17 protein-coding genes are annotated in these 18,127 nt (G+C 71.1%); 7 read left to right on the top strand and 10 right to left on the bottom strand.

From position 1 onward, the window contains the following. Window positions 1-12: 12 nt before the first annotated feature. Window positions 13-987 carry an ornithine cyclodeaminase family protein gene (locus ACWD2L_RS01145; protein WP_351330318.1) on the top strand — a complete coding sequence of 325 codons (975 nt, stop codon included), beginning with the start codon at window positions 13-15 and terminating at the stop codon, window positions 985-987. A 91-nt stretch (window positions 988-1,078) separates the two neighbouring features. Next, on the top strand, window positions 1,079-1,810 hold the full coding sequence (locus ACWD2L_RS01140; protein WP_351330320.1) for a class I SAM-dependent methyltransferase: 732 nt from the start codon (window positions 1,079-1,081) through the stop codon (window positions 1,808-1,810). Between the two features lie 8 nt (window positions 1,811-1,818). Here the strand turns inward: ACWD2L_RS01140 and ACWD2L_RS01135 are convergent, their stop codons facing one another. Genes ACWD2L_RS01135 through ACWD2L_RS01105 form a run of 7 tightly spaced genes read right to left on the bottom strand, consistent with a single transcriptional unit; the run spans window position 1,819 to window position 9,393 of the window. Next, window positions 1,819-2,631: an SDR family NAD(P)-dependent oxidoreductase gene (locus ACWD2L_RS01135; protein WP_351330322.1), complete on the bottom strand. Its 813-nt coding sequence runs from the start codon at window positions 2,629-2,631 to the stop codon at window positions 1,819-1,821. A gap of 4 nt (window positions 2,632-2,635) precedes the next feature. After that, complete coding sequence (locus ACWD2L_RS01130; RefSeq protein ID WP_351330324.1) at window positions 2,636-4,129, bottom strand: aldehyde dehydrogenase family protein; 1,494 nt, start codon at window positions 4,127-4,129, stop codon at window positions 2,636-2,638. Beyond that, the gene (locus ACWD2L_RS01125) at window positions 4,126-4,974 is read right to left on the bottom strand and encodes an ATP-binding cassette domain-containing protein (RefSeq protein WP_351330326.1); all 849 of its coding nucleotides are present in this window, start codon (window positions 4,972-4,974) and stop codon (window positions 4,126-4,128) included. The genes ACWD2L_RS01130 and ACWD2L_RS01125 overlap by 4 nt, the downstream gene beginning before the upstream one ends. After that, complete coding sequence (locus ACWD2L_RS01120) at window positions 4,967-6,007, bottom strand: ABC transporter ATP-binding protein (protein ID WP_351330328.1); 1,041 nt, start codon at window positions 6,005-6,007, stop codon at window positions 4,967-4,969. The genes ACWD2L_RS01125 and ACWD2L_RS01120 overlap by 8 nt, the downstream gene beginning before the upstream one ends. Continuing rightward, a complete protein-coding gene (locus ACWD2L_RS01115; RefSeq protein ID WP_351330330.1) occupies window positions 6,004-6,879 on the bottom strand; it encodes an ABC transporter permease in 876 nt (291 codons plus the stop codon). Before ACWD2L_RS01115 ends, ACWD2L_RS01120 begins: the two co-directional genes overlap by 4 nt. Next, window positions 6,879-7,826, bottom strand: a complete 948-nt coding sequence (locus ACWD2L_RS01110) for an ABC transporter permease (protein ID WP_351330332.1) — start codon at window positions 7,824-7,826, stop codon at window positions 6,879-6,881. The genes ACWD2L_RS01115 and ACWD2L_RS01110 overlap by 1 nt, the downstream gene beginning before the upstream one ends. Window positions 7,827-7,842: 16 nt before the next feature. Then, entirely contained in the window at window positions 7,843-9,393 is a 1,551-nt protein-coding gene (locus tag ACWD2L_RS01105) for an ABC transporter substrate-binding protein (protein ID WP_351330334.1), read from the bottom strand. 122 nt (window positions 9,394-9,515) lie between these two features. Between ACWD2L_RS01105 and ACWD2L_RS01100 the strand changes: the two genes are divergently transcribed. The 4 genes from ACWD2L_RS01100 to ACWD2L_RS01085 all read left to right on the top strand — a co-directional run bounded on the left by ACWD2L_RS01100 (window position 9,516) and on the right by ACWD2L_RS01085 (window position 13,185). Then, complete coding sequence (locus tag ACWD2L_RS01100) at window positions 9,516-10,946, top strand: amidase (protein WP_351330335.1); 1,431 nt, start codon at window positions 9,516-9,518, stop codon at window positions 10,944-10,946. After that, window positions 10,943-11,719: a FadR/GntR family transcriptional regulator gene (locus ACWD2L_RS01095; protein WP_351330337.1), complete on the top strand. Its 777-nt coding sequence runs from the start codon at window positions 10,943-10,945 to the stop codon at window positions 11,717-11,719. Before ACWD2L_RS01100 ends, ACWD2L_RS01095 begins: the two co-directional genes overlap by 4 nt. Window positions 11,720-11,823: 104 nt before the next feature. After that, the gene (locus tag ACWD2L_RS01090) at window positions 11,824-12,021 is read left to right on the top strand and encodes a hypothetical protein (protein ID WP_351330339.1); all 198 of its coding nucleotides are present in this window, start codon (window positions 11,824-11,826) and stop codon (window positions 12,019-12,021) included. Between the two features lie 27 nt (window positions 12,022-12,048). Then, window positions 12,049-13,185, top strand: coding sequence for an NAD(P)/FAD-dependent oxidoreductase (locus ACWD2L_RS01085; protein ID WP_351330341.1), 1,137 nt, complete (start codon window positions 12,049-12,051; stop codon window positions 13,183-13,185). Between the two features lie 27 nt (window positions 13,186-13,212). Here ACWD2L_RS01085 and ACWD2L_RS01080 read toward each other — a convergent pair whose 3' ends face one another. Beyond that, window positions 13,213-15,156 (bottom strand): primary-amine oxidase, encoded by a 1,944-nt coding sequence (locus ACWD2L_RS01080; protein ID WP_351330343.1) that lies wholly within the window; start codon window positions 15,154-15,156, stop codon window positions 13,213-13,215. A 199-nt stretch (window positions 15,157-15,355) separates the two neighbouring features. Here ACWD2L_RS01080 and ACWD2L_RS01075 point away from each other — a divergent pair, with 199 nt between their 5' ends. After that, on the top strand, window positions 15,356-16,840 hold the full coding sequence (locus ACWD2L_RS01075) for an aldehyde dehydrogenase (protein WP_351330345.1): 1,485 nt from the start codon (window positions 15,356-15,358) through the stop codon (window positions 16,838-16,840). Window positions 16,841-16,997: 157 nt separating this feature from the next. Here ACWD2L_RS01075 and ACWD2L_RS01070 read toward each other — a convergent pair whose 3' ends face one another. After that, entirely contained in the window at window positions 16,998-17,756 is a 759-nt protein-coding gene (locus tag ACWD2L_RS01070) for an SDR family NAD(P)-dependent oxidoreductase (RefSeq protein WP_351330347.1), read from the bottom strand. Next, on the bottom strand, window positions 17,753-18,115 hold the full coding sequence (locus ACWD2L_RS01065; protein WP_351330348.1) for a hypothetical protein: 363 nt from the start codon (window positions 18,113-18,115) through the stop codon (window positions 17,753-17,755). Before ACWD2L_RS01065 ends, ACWD2L_RS01070 begins: the two co-directional genes overlap by 4 nt. Between the last annotated feature and the right edge of the window lie 12 nt (window positions 18,116-18,127).

Raw genomic sequence — 18,127 nt, 5'->3', positions numbered from 1 at the left:
AGAGGAGCACAGGTGCAGAAGGCCGACAAGACGCAGAGCGACCAGCCGTCGAGGATCGAGTACATCGGCGCCGCCGAGCTGACGAAGCTGCTGCCGCCCCGCGAGGCGGTCGCGGCGATCCGTGAGGCACTCTTCGGCGACCTCGACCCGACGGCCGCGGGACCGCCCCGCTCGATCCTCGAACTCCCGGATGGTCAGGGCCAGTTGCTCGCCATGCCGTCCGCGTCCGAGTTCGGTGTCGGGGTGAAGGCGATCTCGGCCGTCCCCGCCAACGCCGACCGCGGCCTGCCCCGTATCCAGGGCGTCCATCTCGTCTTCCGCCCGCCGTCGTACGCACCCGCCGCGGTCGTCGACGGAGCGGCGCTGACCACACTGCGTACGCCTGCCGTGTCGGTGGCGGCGGTATTGCCGCTGCTTACCCGGCCGGGGCGGCGGTGGCGGGTCGTGGTGTTCGGCGCGGGACCTCAAGGGGCCGGTCACGTACGGACGTTGCGGGATGTCGGCGCCGATCTGGACGACGTGACCTACGTCGTACGGGACCCGTCGCGGGTGGATCCGGCGCTGGTCGGGGACGACCGGGCGGTGGCGACGGCGGACGCCGAGGCGTGGGTGCGGCGCGCCGATCTCGTGGTGTGCGCGACGCCCTCCCCCACCCCGCTCTTCGACTCGGCCCTCCTAGGCGACGACGCGGTCATCCTGGCCGTCGGTTCGCACGACGCAGACGCCCGCGAGGTGGACTCGGCCCTCACGGCCCGCGCCCAGGTGATCGTGGAGGACGTGGACACGGCGCTGCGGGAGTGCGGCGACATCGTGATCCCCGTGGCGGAGGGTGTGCTGCCGGCCGCGCGGCTGCTCCCCATGGCACGGGTCGTACGCGACGAGTCGCCGTACGCCACGGACCGGCCCGTGCTGTTCAAGGGTTCGGGGATGGCCTGGCAGGACGCGGTGGTGGCGGACGCGGCGGTGCGTGCACTCAACTCGCCCTGAGCCGACACCTCGTGGGACACGCGCACATGCAATGCCGAGTAGCCGAGTAATGGACGAGACAGCGACCCCGGCCGCGCCTACCGTCGACCCCATGGCTGACGCATGCTTCGGACACCCCCGGCTCGCCGCGATCTACGACCTCCTCGACCCCGACCGTGGCGACCTCGACGCCTACCTCCGAATCGCGGAGGATTTCGAGGCGCGCCGGGTGCTCGACATCGGGTGCGGCACCGGGGTCTTCGCGCTCCTCCTGGCCGCCCGCGGCATCGAGGTCGTCGGGGTCGACCCTGCCGCGGCCTCCCTGGACGTCGCCCGTGGCAAGCCCGGCAGCGAGCGGGTGCGGTGGGTCGAAGGCGACGCCACGACCCTCCCGCCGCTCCGGGTCGACCTCGCCACCATGACGGCCAACGTCGCCCAGGCGATCGCCGACCCATGGGCGTGGCAGAGCACATTGCGGGGCGCCTACGAAGCCCTGCGCCCCGGCGGACACCTCGTCTTCGAGACCCGCGATCCGGCACGCCGCGCCTGGGAGGAGTGGACCCTCGACCACACCCGTCAGGTGACGGACATCCCCGGCGTCGGGCCGGTCGAGACGTGGATCCAACTGACCGACGTGGACGGCCCGTTGGTGACCTTCCGCCAGACCTTCGTGTTCGCCTCGGACGGCGGCCGGACCCTGACCTCGGACTCGACGCTGGGCTTCCGGGGCAGGGAGGAGGTCGAGCGGGACCTGCTCGCGCACGGCTATGCGGTGACGGACGTCCGTGAGGCGCCCGGCCGCCCGGGGAAGGAGTTCGTCTTCGTGGCGCGGCGCCCGCTGTAGGGACCGACTCAGCCCGGTGGTGTGTACCGGCCGTCGATCGCCGTCCAGCCGCCGTCCACGAACAGCTGGCTGCCTGTCACGAAGGACGACGCGTCGGAGGCCAAGTAGACGACAGCACCCGCCAGTTCGTCGGGGCGGGACCAGCGGCCCAGGGCGCTCTTGTCGGCGTACGCGGCGGACCACTCCGGGACAGCGCGGATCTGCGCAGTCAGTGGGGTGGACACGACGCCCGGTGCGATGGTGTTCACGCGCACGCCGGACGGGCCCAGTTCGGCCGCCGCCGTGCGCGCGAGCTGGACGAGACCCGCCTTGGTCGCCGCGTACACACCCTGACCAGGTTCCACCGTCACGGCGCGGATCGAGCTGAAGCCGATGATGCTGCCCCGGCCGCGCTCCTCCATGCCGCGGCCGAACGCCCGCACCAGGTCGAAGGAGGCGCGCAGGTTGAGGGACACGACCCGGTCGAACTCCTCCGACGTGTAGTCGAGGAGGCGTTTACGGACGTTCGTCGCGGCCGTGAAGACGAGGATGTCGACCGGGTCGAGGTCCTCGGCCGCGCGACCGACCGCTTCGACATCGAGTACGTCCAGCGCGTACGCCGACATGCCGGGGGCCAGCGACGCCGACTCCTCGGCCGCCTTCAGGTCGCGGTCCGCGCACACCACCTGCGCGCCGTGCGCGGCCAGCGCCAGCGCACTCTCGCGGCCGATGCCACCGCCCCCGCCCACCACGACCGCCTTGCGACCGTCGAGGCGGAACAGGCTTGCGTAGTCGGTCAGTTGCGTCGGTTGCGGGGGTTGCGGGGAGTCCTGGGGCGTCACCGTGTCACCAGTCCTTCTTCGTCGTCGGGCGGATCACTGCCATCCGGGTCACCGTCAGTTCGTCGATCGCGAACCTCGGCCCCTCGCGGCCCGCCCCCGAGTCCTTCACGCCGCCATACGGCATGGTGTCGGAGCGGAAGCCGGGGACCTCGTTGACGATCACGCCGCCCGCCTCCAGGCGCTCCACGGCGGCGAACGCCGTGTCCAGGGAGGCGGTGTAGACGCTCGCGTGCAGCCCGTAGCGCGAGTCGTTGGCCAGGGCGAAGGCCGCGTCCATGTCCGGGACCGAGCGCAGGCACACCACCGGGCCGAAGACCTCCTCGCTCCAGACGGGCAGTGCAGGGTCCGGGTCCAGGAGGAGCACAGGACGCATTGCGCCATCCGTGATGTCACCGCCCACGGCGAGCACCGCACCCGACTTCACCGCCTCCTCGACCCACGTACGGACACGGTTCGTCGAGCCCTCGTCGATCAGCGCCGACACACGTGTCTCCGCGTCCCTCGGGTCGCCCGTCGCGATCCCCGGGATGCGTTGCTTCAGGAGCGCCACGAACTCCTCGCGCACCGCCTCCTCCACGATGACCCGCTGCACACTGATGCAGGCCTGCCCGGACGCGTAATAGCCGCCGCGCACGACCGCGTCCGCGGCGGCGTCGAGGTCGGCGTCGGCAGCCACCAACAGGGCGGCATTGGAGCCGAGTTCGAGGAGCGTCTTGGTGGGGGCGGCGTCACGCGCGATGCGGTGGCCGACGGCCGCGGAGCCGGTGAAGGAGACCGCGCCGACGCGGCGGTCCGTGGTGAGTGTCTCCCCCACCTCCGGGCCTCCGGTGACCAGTTGCACCGCCGACCGTGGCGCCCCGGCCTCCGCCAGTGCCTCGCGCAACAGGTGGACCAGCCACAGCGTGGCCAGCGGCGTCTGCGGGGCGGGCTTGGCGATGACCGGGCAGCCGGCCGCGAACGACGGTGCGAGCTTGTGCGCGGCGAGGAGCAGCGGGTAGTTGAACCCGGCGATGCCGACGACGACGCCGATCGGCTTGCGCGTCCAGAAGCCGAGCAGCCCCTCGCCCGACGGCAGCAGGTCGAGCGGCACCGTCTCGCCGTGCAGCCGAGCCACTTCCTCGGCGGACGTGCGCAGCGTCAGGAGCGTGCGGGCCACTTCCACCCGGCAGTCGACCAGGGGCTTTCCCGTTTCCAGGACGAGGAGGCGCTCGAAGTCGGCGCGGCGGGCGGCGATCGCGTCGTGCGTCGCCTGAAGGGCCGAGCTGCGGATGTGCGAGGGCAGGGCGCCGACGCGCGTGCGGATCGCGACCGCCTCGTCAAGGGCCCGGCGGGCCAGCGCCGTGTCGCCGACGGGCGCGCGGCCGATGACCGACCCGTCGTACGGGAAGCGCACGGCCTCGCTCGCGGGCGCCGGAAGCCAGGTGTCGCCGATGGGCAGTCCGTCGGGGAACTCCGCCAACAGGGCTTCCACGCCCGCGGGTTCTAGGTGAGAGGTCATGCGGGGCGCTCCTGATTGAGGTCGGCCGCCGTCACTCCGGCCAGCGCCTTCTCCAGCGTGGGCACGGCGGCGATCAGCCTGCGGGTGTACGGGTGTTGGGGGTTCTCGTAGAGCTCCTCGGTCGGCCCGCTCTCGACGATCTCGCCCGCCTGCATGACGGCGACGCTGTCGCACACGTGCCGTACGACGGACAGGTCGTGGGAGACGAAGACGAGGGTGAGGTTCAGCTCGTCGACGAGGTCGGCGATGAGGTTGAGGACCTGCGCGCGTACGGACACGTCCAAGGCGCTGACCGGCTCGTCGGCCACGATGATGTTCGGGCGCGGGGCCAGGGCGCGGGCGATGGAGATGCGCTGGCGCTGGCCGCCGGAGAACTGGTGCGGGTAGCGGCGCGCGGCGTCGGCGCCGAGGCCCACGGAGTCGAGGAGTTCGGCCACTCGCTCCTTGCGGTTCCCGATGCCCTGCGCGACGAGTGGCTCCGCCACGATGTCGCCCACCTTCATCCGTGGGTCGAGCGAGCTCATCGGGTCCTGGAAGACGAGTTGGAGGCGCTCGCGGACGAAGCGGAGTCGCCGTTCCTTGAGGCGCGTGATGTCACGGCCTTCGACCTCGACGGTCCCGCTCGTCGGCTTGTCGAGCCCCGCCAGGATGCGCAGCAGCGTCGACTTTCCGCACCCCGACTCCCCCACGATGCCGAAGCGCCCGCCGCGCGGCACGGAGAAGCTGACGCCGCGCAGCGCGTGCACGGGCTGGGAGGGCGTGCGCAGGGAAGCGCGCGGTCGGTGGTAGTCGCGGGTGACGTCGGTGACGCGGAGGGCGTCGCCGGTTGTCTGCTGTTCAGCCACGTCCTGCCTCCTGGGGGTCGGCGGTGCCCGCGTCCCGTACGCCGCCGTGGCCTCTCGGCACGGGGTGGAAGCACGCGTAGCCCGCGTCAGGGCCCGTCGCGGTCCACGCGGGGCGGGTCGCACACAGGTCGGTGGCCTTGGTGCACCGGTTGCGGAACACGCATCCTTCGGGAAAGGCGCCGGCCGATGGCACCGAACCGGCGATGGTGGCCAGTCGGCCGCGCTCGTCGACGGCCGTCAGGTCGGACGCGCCGATCAGGCCCTGGGTGTACCGGTGTCTGGGGCGTGTGAACACCTCGCGTACGGGACCGGATTCGACGATCCGGCCGCCGTACATCACCATGACGCGTTCGCAGGCAGTGGCAACCACGGCCAGGTCGTGCGTGATGAACAGGAGCGCCGAGCCGCGGTCCTTCACCCCGCGCACGATGAGGTCGAGGACGCGGGCCTGCACGGTGACGTCGAGCGCGGTGGTGGGTTCGTCGCACACCAGCAGTGCGGGGTCGTTGGCGAGGGCGATGGCGAGAACGACGCGCTGGCGCTGGCCGCCGGAGAACTGGTGCGGGTAGCCGCGCGCCGCGGCCGCCGGGTCCGGCAGGCCCACCTGGTCGAGGAGTTCCACGGCCGCGGCGTGCGCGGCGGCGCGGTCGGTCCGGGTGCGGTGGATGAGCAGCACCTCGGCGATCTGCCGGCCGATCCGCATCGTGGGGTTCAGGGCGGTCATGGGCTCCTGGAACACCATGGCCATGTCCTTGCCCCGTACGCGGGACATCCGCGCCTCGTCCGCCCCGACCAGGTCGTGGTCGACCCCGGCGAGCCGCACCGAGCCAGTGGCGTGCAGCCCTTCGGGGAGCAGTCCCATGAGGCTCAGCGAGGTCAGGGACTTGCCGGAGCCGGATTCGCCGATGAGGCCGACGCGTTCACCGGAGCGGATGGTGAACTCGACGTCCTGGACCAGTGGTTGGCCGCCTGCGGTGGTCACGTCGAGCCCGTGGACTCTCAGTACGTCGTCGCTCGCGGCAGCGGCGCTCATCGGTGATCCTCCACCTTGGGGTCGAAGCGGTCGCGCAGCCCGTCGCCGAGCAGGTTGAATCCGAGGACGGCCACCGCGATCGCGAGGCCGGGGAAGACGGCGAGGCGGGGCGCGGCGGCGAGGAGTTCCTGGCTCTCCTGGAGCATCCGGCCCCAGGACGGGGTGGGCGGCGGGGTGCCGAAGCCGAGGAAGGAGAGCGCGGCCTCGGCGAGGACGGCGATGGCGAAGCCGACGGAGGCCTGCACGATGATCAGGCTGCTGACGTTGGGCAGTACGTGGCGCAGCGCGATGGCGAACGGTCTGCGTCCGGCGGCGCGGGCGGCCAGTACGTACTCGGTGCTCATGACCTGGAGGGTGCCGCCGCGGATCAGGCGGGCGAAGCCGGGGATGGAGGCGATGCCGATGGCGACCATGGCGACGCCCGTCCCCGCTCCGTATACGGCGGCGAACATGATGGCGAGCAGCAGGGCGGGGAACGCGAGGATCAAGTCGTTGCCGCGCATGAGGAGTTCGCCGAGCCGGCGCGAGCCCATCCCGGCGAGGATGCCCAGCGGGACACCGACGACTGCGGCGACGCCGACCGCGACCAGGCCGACGTAGAGCGTCGTCCGCGAGCCGATCATGATCTGGCTGAAGACATCACGCCCGAACTTGTCGGTGCCGAACCAGTACTCGGCGGACGGGTCCTGCATCCGCACGGCGGGGTCGACCAGCGTCGGGTCGTGCGGCGTCCAGAGGAAGGACAGCAGGGCCACCGCGACCACGAGCGCGACGACGATGCCGCCGACAAGGAGGGAGCCGGGCAGGGGCCTGCGGCGGCGACGTACCGACACACCACCGTCCGAGATGTTCGAGATATTCGAAGCAGCCATCACCCACGCACCCTGAGTCGGGGGTCGATCAGCACATAGGCCAGGTCGACGAGGAAGTTCACGAGCAGCACCGCCGCCGCGAGGATCATGACGACGTCCTGCACGACGATGAGGTCCCGGCCGGCGACGCTGTCGAGCAGGAGACTGCCGAGCCCCGGAATCACGAAGGCGCGCTCAATGACGACGGCGCCGACGAGGAGTGTCGCCAGTTGCAGCGCCAGGACGGTGACGACCGGCACGGCCGCGTTGCGCAGCCCGTGCCGTACCAGTGCCTTCATCGGGCGCAGGCCTTTGGCGCGGGCGGTGCGCAGGTAGTCCTCGCGCAGCACGTCGAGCACGGAGCTGCGGACGTAGCGGGTGAGGACGGCGGCCTGTACCAACCCCAGTGACAGCGCGGGCATCAGCAGTTGCTTGAGGAAGAGCACCGGATCGTCGGCCGGTGGTGTCCAGCCGTTCGCCGGCAGCCAGCCGAGCCCCACCGCGAACACGGTGATCATGAGGATGCCCGCGAGGAACGCCGGTACGGCGACGCCCACTTGGGACAGCGCCGACAGCACGAGTCCGGACGGTTTGCGGTGCCGCACCGCCATCAGCGTGCCCAGTGGCACCGCCACGATGCAGGCGATCACCATGCCCGTTCCGACGAGCCACAGGGTGACCAGGAGGCGGTCGGCGAGCTGCGGGCCGATCGGTGTGTGCGAGATGTAGGAGTTGCCGAGGTCGAAGGTGACCAGGTCGTGCAGCCAGCTGACGTACTGGTCGACGAGGGAGCGGTCGAGGCCGAACTGTGTGCGCAGTTGGGACACCGCGGAGTCGGACGCCCCGGTCCCGAGGGCGACGCGCGCGGGGTCTCCCGGCAGCACCGCCATGAACGCGAACACCACGACGGAGCTCACGAACAGGCTCGCCAGCAGGATCGCGATCCGCTGCACCAGACGGACGATCATCGGTTCGGGCCGCCTTTCAGGACCGGTCGGTCCGGCCGGACCGGCTCAGGCCGGTGAGGTCCAGGGATTCGGTGACACTGTTGACCGGCAGTCCTGTGATGTCCGCGTCCGCCACCATCAGGTTCGGCAGCAGGAACAGCCAGTCCGCGGCGGCGTCCTTCGACAGCGTCCGGGCGGCGGCGCGCATCGCGGCGGCCTGCTCCTTCTGGCTGCCGGTGTCCGCCTTCGCCAACAGCTCGCGGAACGCGGCGTTGTCGTAGCGGGTGTAGTACTTCTTGTCGCCGAACACGGCGGGCATGTCACGGGGTTCGACGTGGGACATGATCGTCATGTCGTAGTCGGCGTTCTTGAAGACGGTGGTCAGCCAGGCCGCGGGGAACTCCAGCTGGCTCAACTCGACTTTGAAACCGGCCTGTTCGAGCTGACTCTTGACGACGGTGCCGCAGGCGGCGGCGTACGGCAGCGTCGGAATTCGCAGCCGTACTGTGCGCCCGGCCTCGCCCGATTCCTTGAGGAGCGTGCGCGCCTTGTCCCGGTCGTACGGGTACTGGTCGGTGAGGTCCTGGTACCAGGGGTCGGTGGGCGGCACCATGCTGCCGATGAGCTTGCCTCGTCCGCCCCAGCAGGTGTCGACGAGGGCCCGGTGGTCGATGGCGTAACGGACCGCCTGCCGGGCCTTCTTGCTCTTCATGGGCCCTGAACCGTTGTTCAGCGAGAGCATCACCTCGCCGTTGGTCGAACCCTCGATGACGCGGTACTTGGGGTTGTTCTCGAAGCGGTAGAGGGAGTCCGGTGACTGCATCGCGCCGATGACATCGATGGTGCCCGTGAGCAGCGCGTTGTTCATCGCCGTCGGGTCCTTGAAGTACTTCAGCGTGACCGTGTCGAAGTGCGGTGCGCGGCCCCAGTAGTCCGGGCGGCGGGCGAGGGTGATCGAGTCGCCGCGGTTCCAGCTTTTCAGCTCGTACGGTCCGGTGCCGACCGGGTCGGTGGCGAGCTTGTCGACGCCGGTGCGGCTGAACATGGCGCCCGTGCGGGTGGTCATCCGGTACAGCCAGTCGTTGCTGGGCCGCTTCAGCGTCACCTTCAACTCGTCGCGGGCGACGGCCCGTACGCGGTCGACGACGCTCATCTGTGCCTTGAGTGCCACGGTCCACTTGGGGACGACGCGCTCGATGGAGAACTTGGCGTCCTCGGCGGTGAACGGGGCGCCGTTGCTGAACTTCGCGTTCTTGGTGAGGTGGAAGGTGTACGTCCTGCGGTCCTTCGACAGCTCCCACGACCTCGCGAGCGACGGCTTGATCTTGCCGTGCTGGTCGAGCTTCACGAGGTTCTCGTAGACGTTGTAGAGCAGCGCCTGCGGGATGGCGGCGCCGTCGGTCTTCGTGAAGTCGAGGTTGGCGGGCTCGGCGGTGACACCGACCGCGAGGGAGTCGCCGGGGCCCTCGGGGCGGGATCCGGCGGCGGTGGAACCGGCGGAGCAGGCCGTGGCCAGGAGCAGAAGACAGCAGGCCAGGAGGGGCGCGGCCGTCCGGACGTGGTGCCCGCGCCGTCGGTCCTTGCTCATGCACGACACCTTCCGCCGTAACTGGCCTGACCAGTAAGCTCACTTGACAGGTACCGTGTCGACTTAGGCGGTACCTGTCAAGAGGGTGGTACCTGTCCACCGGCACGAGGGAGAGGGTGCGGATGTCCGCTGAACGGAACCTGGCCACCATGTCCGCCGTCGAGATGACCGCCCGCTTCGCGGATCGCACGGTGTCTCCGGTCGAGGTGCACGACGCCGTGCAGTCGGTGATCGAGGCGCGCGAGGGCGAGTTGAACGCGTTCTGGGTGCGGGACCCCGCCGAGTCCCGCAAGGCGGCAGCGGCGAGCGAGGCACGTTGGGCGGCCGGTGAGCCGCTGGGGCCGATCGACGGCGTGCCGGTGACCCTCAAGGAGAACATCGCCCGCAGAGGTGTCCCGATGCCTTCTGGCAACGCGGGGGTGGAGCCGGTGGTCCCCGAGCGGGACGCGCCGATCACCGCACGGGTCCTGGAATCGGGCGGATCGGTCCTCGGCTCGACCGTCATGCCCGACTGGGGCATGCTCTCCTCCGGTGTCTCCAGCCGGCACGGCATCACCCGCAGCCCCTGGAACCCGGCCTGGACGACCGGCGGTTCGAGCTCCGGGGCGGGCGCGGCGGCCGCGGGCGGGTACGGGCCGCTGCACGTCGGCTCGGACATCGGCGGCTCGATCCGGCTTCCCGGTACGTGGCTGGGCCTGGCCACCCTCAAGCCGAGCGACGGCCGAGTCCCGCTGGACACACCGTACTTGGGGCGGGCTGCGGGCCCGATGGCGCGCACGGTCGCGGACCTGGCCCTGTTCATGCGGGTCCTGAGCAGGCCCGACGCGCGCGACTGGACGAGCCTGCCGCCGCAGGACATCGACTGGTCGCGGCCGCGGAGCGAGGTGCGCGGGCTGCGGGTCGGCCTGCACCTGGACGCGGGGTGCGGAGGCCCGCGGGATCCGGAGGTGGTGGAGGCGGTGCGCAGGGCGGCCGACACTTTCGAGTCGGCGGGGGCGACGGTCGAACCGCTGGAGCCCTTCATGTCCCAGCAGCTCCTGGACGACCTGGACCTGTTCTGGCGGGTGCGCTCCTGGAACGACCTCCGCGCGCTCTCCCCCGAGGCGGCGCTGCGCGTCCATCCGTACATCATGGGCTGGTGCCGCGAGGGCGCCGACGTGCCCGGCACGCGGGTGCTCCGCTGCTACCAGCAGATCATGCGCATCCAGGCCCTGACGGTGGCGGCGACGCTCCCCCACGACATCGTGCTCTCGCCGGTGGCGCCTGTGGCAGCGTTCGCGGCGGAGCAGCCGATGCCGTTCATGGAACCGGGCAAAACGATGTCGCACATCGGCTTCACGGCCCCGTACAACATGTCGGGCCAGCCCGCCGCGACGGTCAACTGCGGCTTCACGGCGGACGGTCGGCCCATCGGCGTACAGATCTCGGGGCGCCGCTTCGACGACCTGGGCGTCCTCCAGGCGGCGGCCTGGTACGAGCGGAACCGTCCGGCCGAGGCCGTACCGCGCTGGCCCGACCGGGCCCCTCAGGGCAAGCAGGAGGAGACGCCGTGACGTCGGCAGACGGCGGGCCACGGTTTCAGCAGGTGGCGCCGGTACGGCTCTACCAGCGGATCGTCGAGCAGATCGAGCAGGCGATCGCGTCCGGGGATCTGAAGCCGGGTCAACGCCTGCCGAGTGAACGTGAGTTGGTCACGCAGTTCGGCGCGAGCCGCCCCACGGTGCGCGAGGCGCTGCGTGTCCTGGAGAGCGGTGGTCTCATCCGTTCCCGCCACGGCGACCCGCACGGCCCGGAGATCCTGCCGTTCACGACGGCCGGACTGGCCAAGGAGATGACCCGCCTGGCCCGCCTCGAGCACATCTCGATGGCCGAGCTGATCTCCTTCCGCATGATCCTCGACGGCTCGGCCGGCCAGCTCGCGGCACACCTGCGCACGGACGCCGAACTGTCCGCGATGGAGGAGACGGTGACGGCGATGACACACGCCATCGACGCGGGCCACGAGGAGTTCAGCACGGCGGACGTGGCGTTCCACGAGGTGGTGGCGCGGGCCAGCCGCAACGCGCTGCTGGAGGTCTCCAACCAGGTCGTCCGCGGAGCGGTCCGCACCCTGATCGCCGACAAGGTCGCCCACGCGGACAACCGCGAGGCCCTGATGCGCACGTCACTCCGCCACCACCAGGAGGTCCTGGAGGCCATCCGCACCCACGACGGCCTCGCGGCGGCCCGCATCTCACGCCGAACGCTGTACGACTACTACGCGGGGTATGTGCCGGAGGAGGACCAGGCACCGTTGCTGGCGCTGGTGGACGGGGAGGAGGACTGATCACCGTGTCAGGCCCAGACAGGTCCGGGTCACGTATCCGATCCGGTGGATCGAATGGGTGAACGGCCCCACCGAGCACTGGCGTTCGGCACTAGCCTCGCGTCATGAGTGATGAGCGATTGGAGTTTCGTGCCGGGCGCGACGACTACGGAATGGCGCGTTGGGTGGACGGACTGGTGCAGGAGCGGGAGCAGCGCGGCGACGAGTTGTGGGTCAAGGTTCTGCCTGCGTACTCCGCGTCGGACGAGGACGCTCAATGGGTACGGCAGGACGAAGTCCGCGGGGCGTCCGGCCTCTCGTAGACCCAAAGTGCCGCAAGGGGGACCTGCGTGAGGATCGGGTACGGGACGAAGCCGCCCGAGCGGGTCGGAGTTGTCGGAGTGGGGGTGCTCGGGGCCTGTGTGGGGTGGCATCTGGCGCGGCGCGGTGTGCGGGTGGTTCTGCTCGATGCCGGGCGGGTCGGCGAAGGCGTCAGCGACTGGTCCTTTTCGTGGGTCAATGCCAGCAACAAGACCGTCAGCAGGTCGTACTTCGACCTGAACGTCGCGGGGCTCGCGGCGCACCGTGAGCTGGCCTGGGTGATCGGGGCGGGCTCGTGGTGGCATCCCACCGGTCATCTGCGCTGGGCTGACGGTGTCGCGGCGGAGGCAAAGCTCGTGAAGACGGCCGAGCTGCTGGGGAGGTGGGGGTATCGGGTCGAGGCGTGTACGGGGGCCGAGGTGCGGCGCCGATTCGAGCCCGCGCTCGCCCTCCCCGACGAAACCCGCGTGCTGTTCTACCCCGACGAGGCCTGGGTGCAGGGGCGGCGGCTCGTCGGCCGGCTGGTCGAGGAGGCCGTCGCGGCGGGCGCGGAACTACGGGCCGGCGCCGCCGTGCGGGACATCGGCACCGGGGCGGACGGAAGTGTCAGGACACTTGTCCTCTCCGATGGCAGCACACTGGACGTCGGCACCGTCGTGAACGCCGCAGGACCCGACGCCTCCCACGTCGCCGGGCTCGTCGGACGTCACCTGCCGATGCGCCGGGAGCCCGGCGCCGTCACACGGATCGAGTGCGCCGAGGTGCCGGTACGCCGGGCCATGCACACACCGCACATCGAGATTCGCCCCGACGGGAACACGTCCGTGGTGCTCCACAGTCGCGAGATCGACGCGCTTATCGCCGCGGACGAGGGCCCCGCGGATCCGCACGATCTCGGGCAGCTGCTCCACGCGTCCGCACAGCGCGTCGTCCCCGCGCTCGGAAACGCCCGCGTCGCACGGACACGTGTCGTCAACCGGCCCATCCCCGCCGACGGATTCCCCTCCGTGGGAGCCGTGCCGGACGTGCCGGGCTACTACGAAGCCGTCACTCACAGCGGCATCACCCTCGGCCCGGTCATCGGCCGGCTGCTCGCCTCGGAGATCCTCGGCGGGCGGAGCGACGAGCTGCTCGCGGGCTTCCGGCCCGGGCGGTTCCCCGGCTAGCGGAAGGTCACCCACCTCCACGGCTACTCATTCATGACAGTCCGACGTCCCGCACGCCCCGTGCGCGGACGTCGAACGCGGCACGTCCAGCGTCGGATTGCGGTCGAAGAAGCCGAACGGTTTGAGTGTGAAGCCCGTGCGGTCGACCGGCATGATCGGCCAGTCCTCGGGGCGCGGAGCGTGGGTGAGGCCGAAGGTGTGCCACAGGGTGAGGGGCCGGCCGTCGAGGTCGCGGTCCGCCGCGGCGTACGCGGGCAGGCCCGCCCCGCCGGGGTGCTGGTTGACGAAGTCGCCCGCCGGATAGCGCTCGGCGGCGTCGGAGCGGGTCACCCAGAGATGCCTCGTGGCGAAGGCCGCGCGCGCGGCGACCGAGGACGCCGGATCGGCGAGCAGGGTCGGTTTCCCCTCCGGGAACAGTGCGTAACCGACCGGCCGGCCCAGCTGGTTGAGGGATTCCGGGTTGGTGACATGCCATGTGCGGTCGGCGGCCGGGTCGGCGTCGCGCTGGGCCGCGCGCTCGGTGAGCAGCGGGGTGCGGCGCAGCGTGAAGGCGTTGCCGCGCCGGTTCTCCGGGCCGACCGGTACGCGGACGGCGTCGACCTCCTCGACGCGGTTGGCGATCCCGTCGACGGCCATGTCGAGGCGTGCGCAGAACAGGTGTTGGTGGAAGGGGGCGCCGAGCCCCGGCGCGATCTCGGCCCGGAACCGGTCGTCGCCCTCGTACGCGGCCGTGAAGACGACACCGGTCGCCTTGGCCTCGAAGGCGATGGTGCCGTCGAGGTACAGGTACCAGTAGAAGCCGTAGTCGTAATTGCCGATGGTGGTGAAGAAGGAGAGCACCATGCGGCGCTGGCGCCGGGTCTCCGCCGAGCCCGCCCACAGGTCGGTGTGTTTCCAGAGGATCCCGTCGTCCTCCTCGTGCAGGCAGATCGCGTTGCGCAGCGTTCTCGGTTCGCCCTGCTCGTCGGCGATGACGGCGTCCAGGTATGTGATGTCGCCGACGCAGTCGCAGCCCAGTTCAAGGGAGTTGGCGCAGCGACCGATCAGGTACTCGCCGGTGTCGAAGTAGTTCTGCCAGGAGCGCACCGGGGACGGGTCGGCGTAGGGCACGACCATTTCCGCGATCGAGGCGCGGTGCACGATCGGGCGGGTGCGGCCGGTGTCGCGGTCGGCGAAGGCGACACGGTGCAGGACGAGTCCCTCACGGGCGTCGAAGCCGATGTCGAGCGACCAGTTCTCCCACGTCAGGCGGTGGCCGTCGAGGGCGAAGCTCGGGCCTTCCGGCTGGGTGATCTCGATGGGGCGCTGGGTGGTGCGCGGCGCTCCCGCGACCTCGAGGTCGTCGAAGTTGCCCGAGCCGGTGGGGACGGGGACGGGTCCGAGGTCGATGACCTGGTCGACGGTGCGGTGGGTGACATCGACGTAGCCGACGAGCCCGTCGACGGGGTGCGCCCAGGCGTGGTCCGCCTCGTGGTCCTGCACGAAGGCCAGTCCGCGCAGGATGCGCCGTCCGCTCTCCTGCGGGTACTCGTCGGTGTACGCACCGGCGGACAGGGGTGCGACCCGCACCTTCCGGACGTCGAGGCCCCGGCCCTCCAGGGCTGCGAGCCACCGTTCGTCCTTGGCGAGCAGCTCCTCGACGGCGCCGAACTCCTCTTCCAACACCGGCAGTTGCCCGTCCTTCACCGGGTCGAGCCGCCGGTCCGTCACCACGCGCCGGTCCGCCAGGGACACCACCACGTCGTGGGCGGGCGCCCCGGCCGTGTCCTGGAGCAGGACCCGCACCCGGCGCCAGTCGCACGTACCGGCCCCGCCGTCGAACAGGGCTTCCTTCGCGGGCTCTTCGAGCCCTAGGTAGGCGAAGCGGGTCGTGTCGGCGAGCAGGCCCGCGGCGCTCAGGATGTTCCGGGCAGTCCGGATCTCCTCGGCGGTCACCGGTGCGAGCGGATCGTGATCGTGCAGGTCACTCATGAGACGCTCCCGAAGCTTTGCCGTACGTCCGTGTCACCGCGAACGTAGGCCGGTGGAATCGCGCCGGAGCGGCAGCGCGTGCACGCGTAGGCGCCATTGCGTGCACCCAGTGGTGTCCCGCGCCGCGCGCGAAGGGTCAGGGTCGCAGCATGCCGTCCCCGCCGGGAACGGTCCACCGAGCGACCTACGGAGTACGCACATGGACCATCGCCATGACCACCTCTACATCGGCGGAACGTGGGTTCGCCCCAGCACCGAGCGGCGCCTGACGCCCGTCGACCCGAGCACGGAGCTGCCGCTCGGGTCGGTTCCCGAGGCGGTGGAGGCGGATGTCGACGCGGCGGTGCACGCCGCCCGTACCACCTTCGACTCCCTTGGAGGCTGGGCCAGTTGGGATCCGGCGCGGCGCGCCGAGGTGATGGAGCGGTTCGCCGCGGAACTGGACGCGCGGGCGCAGGACATCGCGACGCTGGTCAGCGCGCAGAACGGGATGCCCGTGAGCATCGCCCGGCAACTGGAGGTCGGCTACCCCGGCGCGGTGCTGCGCTACTACGCGGGTCTGGCCCGCGAGACCGCGTTCAGCGAGGTGCGTACCGGGCTGCTCGGCGGCTCGGTGGAGGTGCGCCGGCTGCCGGTGGGGGTCGTGGCGGCGATCGTGCCGTGGAACTATCCGCAGGTCCTATCCATGTTCAAGATCGCGCCCGCGATGGCGGCCGGCTGCACGGTGGTGCTCAAGCCGTCCCCGGAGACGGTGCTCGACACGTTCCTGGTCGCCGAGGCCGCGCAGGCCGCCGGGGTGCCGGCCGGGGTCCTCAACATCGTTCCGGGCGGGCGCACGGCGGGCTCCCACCTGGTGGCGCATCCGGGCGTGGACAAGGTCGCGTTCACCGGCTCGACGGCCGCGGGCCGCGCCATCGGCGAGACCTGCGGTCGCCTGCTGCGGCCCGTGACACTGGAGTTGGGCGGCAAGTCGGCCGGCATCGTCCTCGACGACGCCGAACTGGACCCGGCGGCCATCGGTCAGGACCTCGTCGCGGCGACGCTCACCAACAACGGCCAGACCTGCTTCCTCAGCACCCGCGTCCTCGCCCCGCGCGGCCGCTACGCCGAAGTCGTCGACCTCGTCACCGACCTGGCCCGCTCGCTGCCCGTCGGCAACGCCCTCGACACGGAGACCCTGATCGGCCCTCTGGTCAGCGCCGCACAGCGCGAACGGGTCGAGGGGTACGTGGCCAAGGGCCTCGCCGAGGGCGCCCGGCTCACCACGGGCGGCCGCCGCCCCGCCGGCCTGAGGCGCGGCTGGTTCCTGGAGCCGACCGTCCTCGCCGACGTCGACAACTCCTGGACCGTCGCCCGCGAGGAGATCTTCGGCCCGGTCCTGTGCGTCATCCCCTACGAGGACGAGGAGGACGCCGTCCGCATCGCCAACGACTCCGACTTCGGACTCGGCGGCACCGTATGGACCGCCGACCCGGAACGCGGCACGGCCGTCGCCCACCGCGTGCACACCGGCACGATCGGCGTGAACGGCTATCTCCCGGACCCCGTCGCCCCGTTCGGCGGCACGAAGACGAGCGGCCTGGGCAGCGAGCTGGGGCCCGAGGGGCTCGCGGCGTATCTGCGGTTCCAGAGCGTGTATGGCGTGGGCACCAGCCGAGCCAAATCAAGCCCCGCCGGCGATTGAGGCGCGGGTCCGGGGCAGCCATATCCACCCCTCCGACGACCGCCGAGCGGGGACCGGACCAGCCATATCAAGCCCCTCCGGCAATTGAGGAGCGGGGTCCGGGGCGGAGCCCCGTGGCGTGGGGGCGGCCCACCGCCACGGGCCGGTGGCTGGGCGGTCACCGCATGAACAGCCCCCCGTTGGCGTCCCAGCACGCCCCCGTCACCGTGTCCGCGTGCTCCGCGGAGAGCAGGACGACCATGTCGGCGATGAACTGCGGGCGGCCGAGGCGGCCCACCGGGATCATCGCCTCGGTCTGCGCGAGCTTCTCCGGGTCCACGGTGCGCCGCACCACCGGCAGGTCCTGCGGCCCCGGCGAGACGGCGTTGACGGTGACGCCGCGCGGGCCGAGGTCGCGGGCGAACACCTTGGTGAGCGTCGCGACGCCGCCCTTGGACGCCGCGTAGTGCGCCCCGGTCGCCGTGCCGCCGTTCTGGCCCGCGAGCGAGCCGAGGTTGACGATGCGTCCGTAGCCTCGCTCGGCGAAGTACGAGCCAAAGACCTGGCAGCCGAAGAAGGTCCCGTGCATGTTGGTCTCCACCACGGCGGCGAAGCTCTCCGGGGTGATGTCCATGAGTGACTCGACCTTGGAGTGCCCGGCGTTGTTCACGAGGACGTGCACCGCGCCCCAGCGTTCGACGAGCCGGTCGCGGGCGCGGGTGAAGGCGTCCTTGTCGCGGACGTCGAGGGCGAGGCCGACGGCGTTCTCGCCGGTGGGGTCGAGTTCGGCCGCCGCCTTGACCGCGGCCTCCTCGTCCAGGTCGGTCAGGGCGACCCGGTATCCGTGGTCGTAGAAGCGTGCGGCGATGCAGCCGCCGAGGCCGCCGGCGGCGCCGGTGACCAGGACCACGCGCTCCCCCGTGCCCTCGGGGCTCACTTCGTCACGTCCGGGAGCGGACGGCCGACGCGGGCCTCGATCTTCATGTACCGCCACAGGCCGTGCTCGCCGACCTGCACGGTACGGAAGAGGTTGCAGGCCGCGGCGACGGTCGGCTGGTCCACGACGTCGGCGAGGACATAGCTGGTCCAGGGCCAGGAGCCGGAGGGACCGACCATGTGCTGGTCGTCGTCGATGGTGCCGATGACGTTCAGTCCCGGCAGTTCGTGCAGTTGGCGCAGCATGCTGGTGAAGCCGTCCCAGACCGCCTTGCCCTGCCCGGTCGGCAGGTCGAAGAAGTTCTGGTTGACGCCGATGCAGAACAGCACCCGCAGAGGTGTCTGGGGGGAAGCGGACATGTGGGTCACACC

The sequence above is a fragment of the Streptomyces sp. NPDC002754 genome (genome assembly GCF_053592315.1).
Note: the sequence above shows the minus strand (reverse complement) of the source record. Positions and strands in the feature narration are given on the sequence as shown.

Excerpts from the sequence above, each read along its gene's own strand:
- ACWD2L_RS01140 (WP_351330320.1), top strand. The coding sequence starts at position 1,079 with ATGGCTGACGCATGCTTCGGACACCCCCGGCTCGCCGCGATCTACGAC.
- ACWD2L_RS01130 (WP_351330324.1), bottom strand. The coding sequence starts at position 4,129 with ATGACCTCTCACCTAGAACCCGCGGGCGTGGAAGCCCTGTTGGCGGAG.
- ACWD2L_RS01120 (WP_351330328.1), bottom strand. The coding sequence starts at position 6,007 with ATGAGCGCCGCTGCCGCGAGCGACGACGTACTGAGAGTCCACGGGCTC.
- ACWD2L_RS01115 (WP_351330330.1), bottom strand. The coding sequence starts at position 6,879 with ATGGCTGCTTCGAATATCTCGAACATCTCGGACGGTGGTGTGTCGGTA.
- ACWD2L_RS01110 (WP_351330332.1), bottom strand. The coding sequence starts at position 7,826 with ATGATCGTCCGTCTGGTGCAGCGGATCGCGATCCTGCTGGCGAGCCTG.
- ACWD2L_RS01105 (WP_351330334.1), bottom strand. The coding sequence starts at position 9,393 with ATGAGCAAGGACCGACGGCGCGGGCACCACGTCCGGACGGCCGCGCCC.
- ACWD2L_RS01100 (WP_351330335.1), top strand. The coding sequence starts at position 9,516 with ATGTCCGCTGAACGGAACCTGGCCACCATGTCCGCCGTCGAGATGACC.
- ACWD2L_RS01090 (WP_351330339.1), top strand. The coding sequence starts at position 11,824 with ATGAGTGATGAGCGATTGGAGTTTCGTGCCGGGCGCGACGACTACGGA.
- ACWD2L_RS01080 (WP_351330343.1), bottom strand. The coding sequence starts at position 15,156 with ATGAGTGACCTGCACGATCACGATCCGCTCGCACCGGTGACCGCCGAG.
- ACWD2L_RS01075 (WP_351330345.1), top strand. The coding sequence starts at position 15,356 with ATGGACCATCGCCATGACCACCTCTACATCGGCGGAACGTGGGTTCGC.
- ACWD2L_RS01065 (WP_351330348.1), bottom strand. The coding sequence starts at position 18,115 with ATGTCCGCTTCCCCCCAGACACCTCTGCGGGTGCTGTTCTGCATCGGC.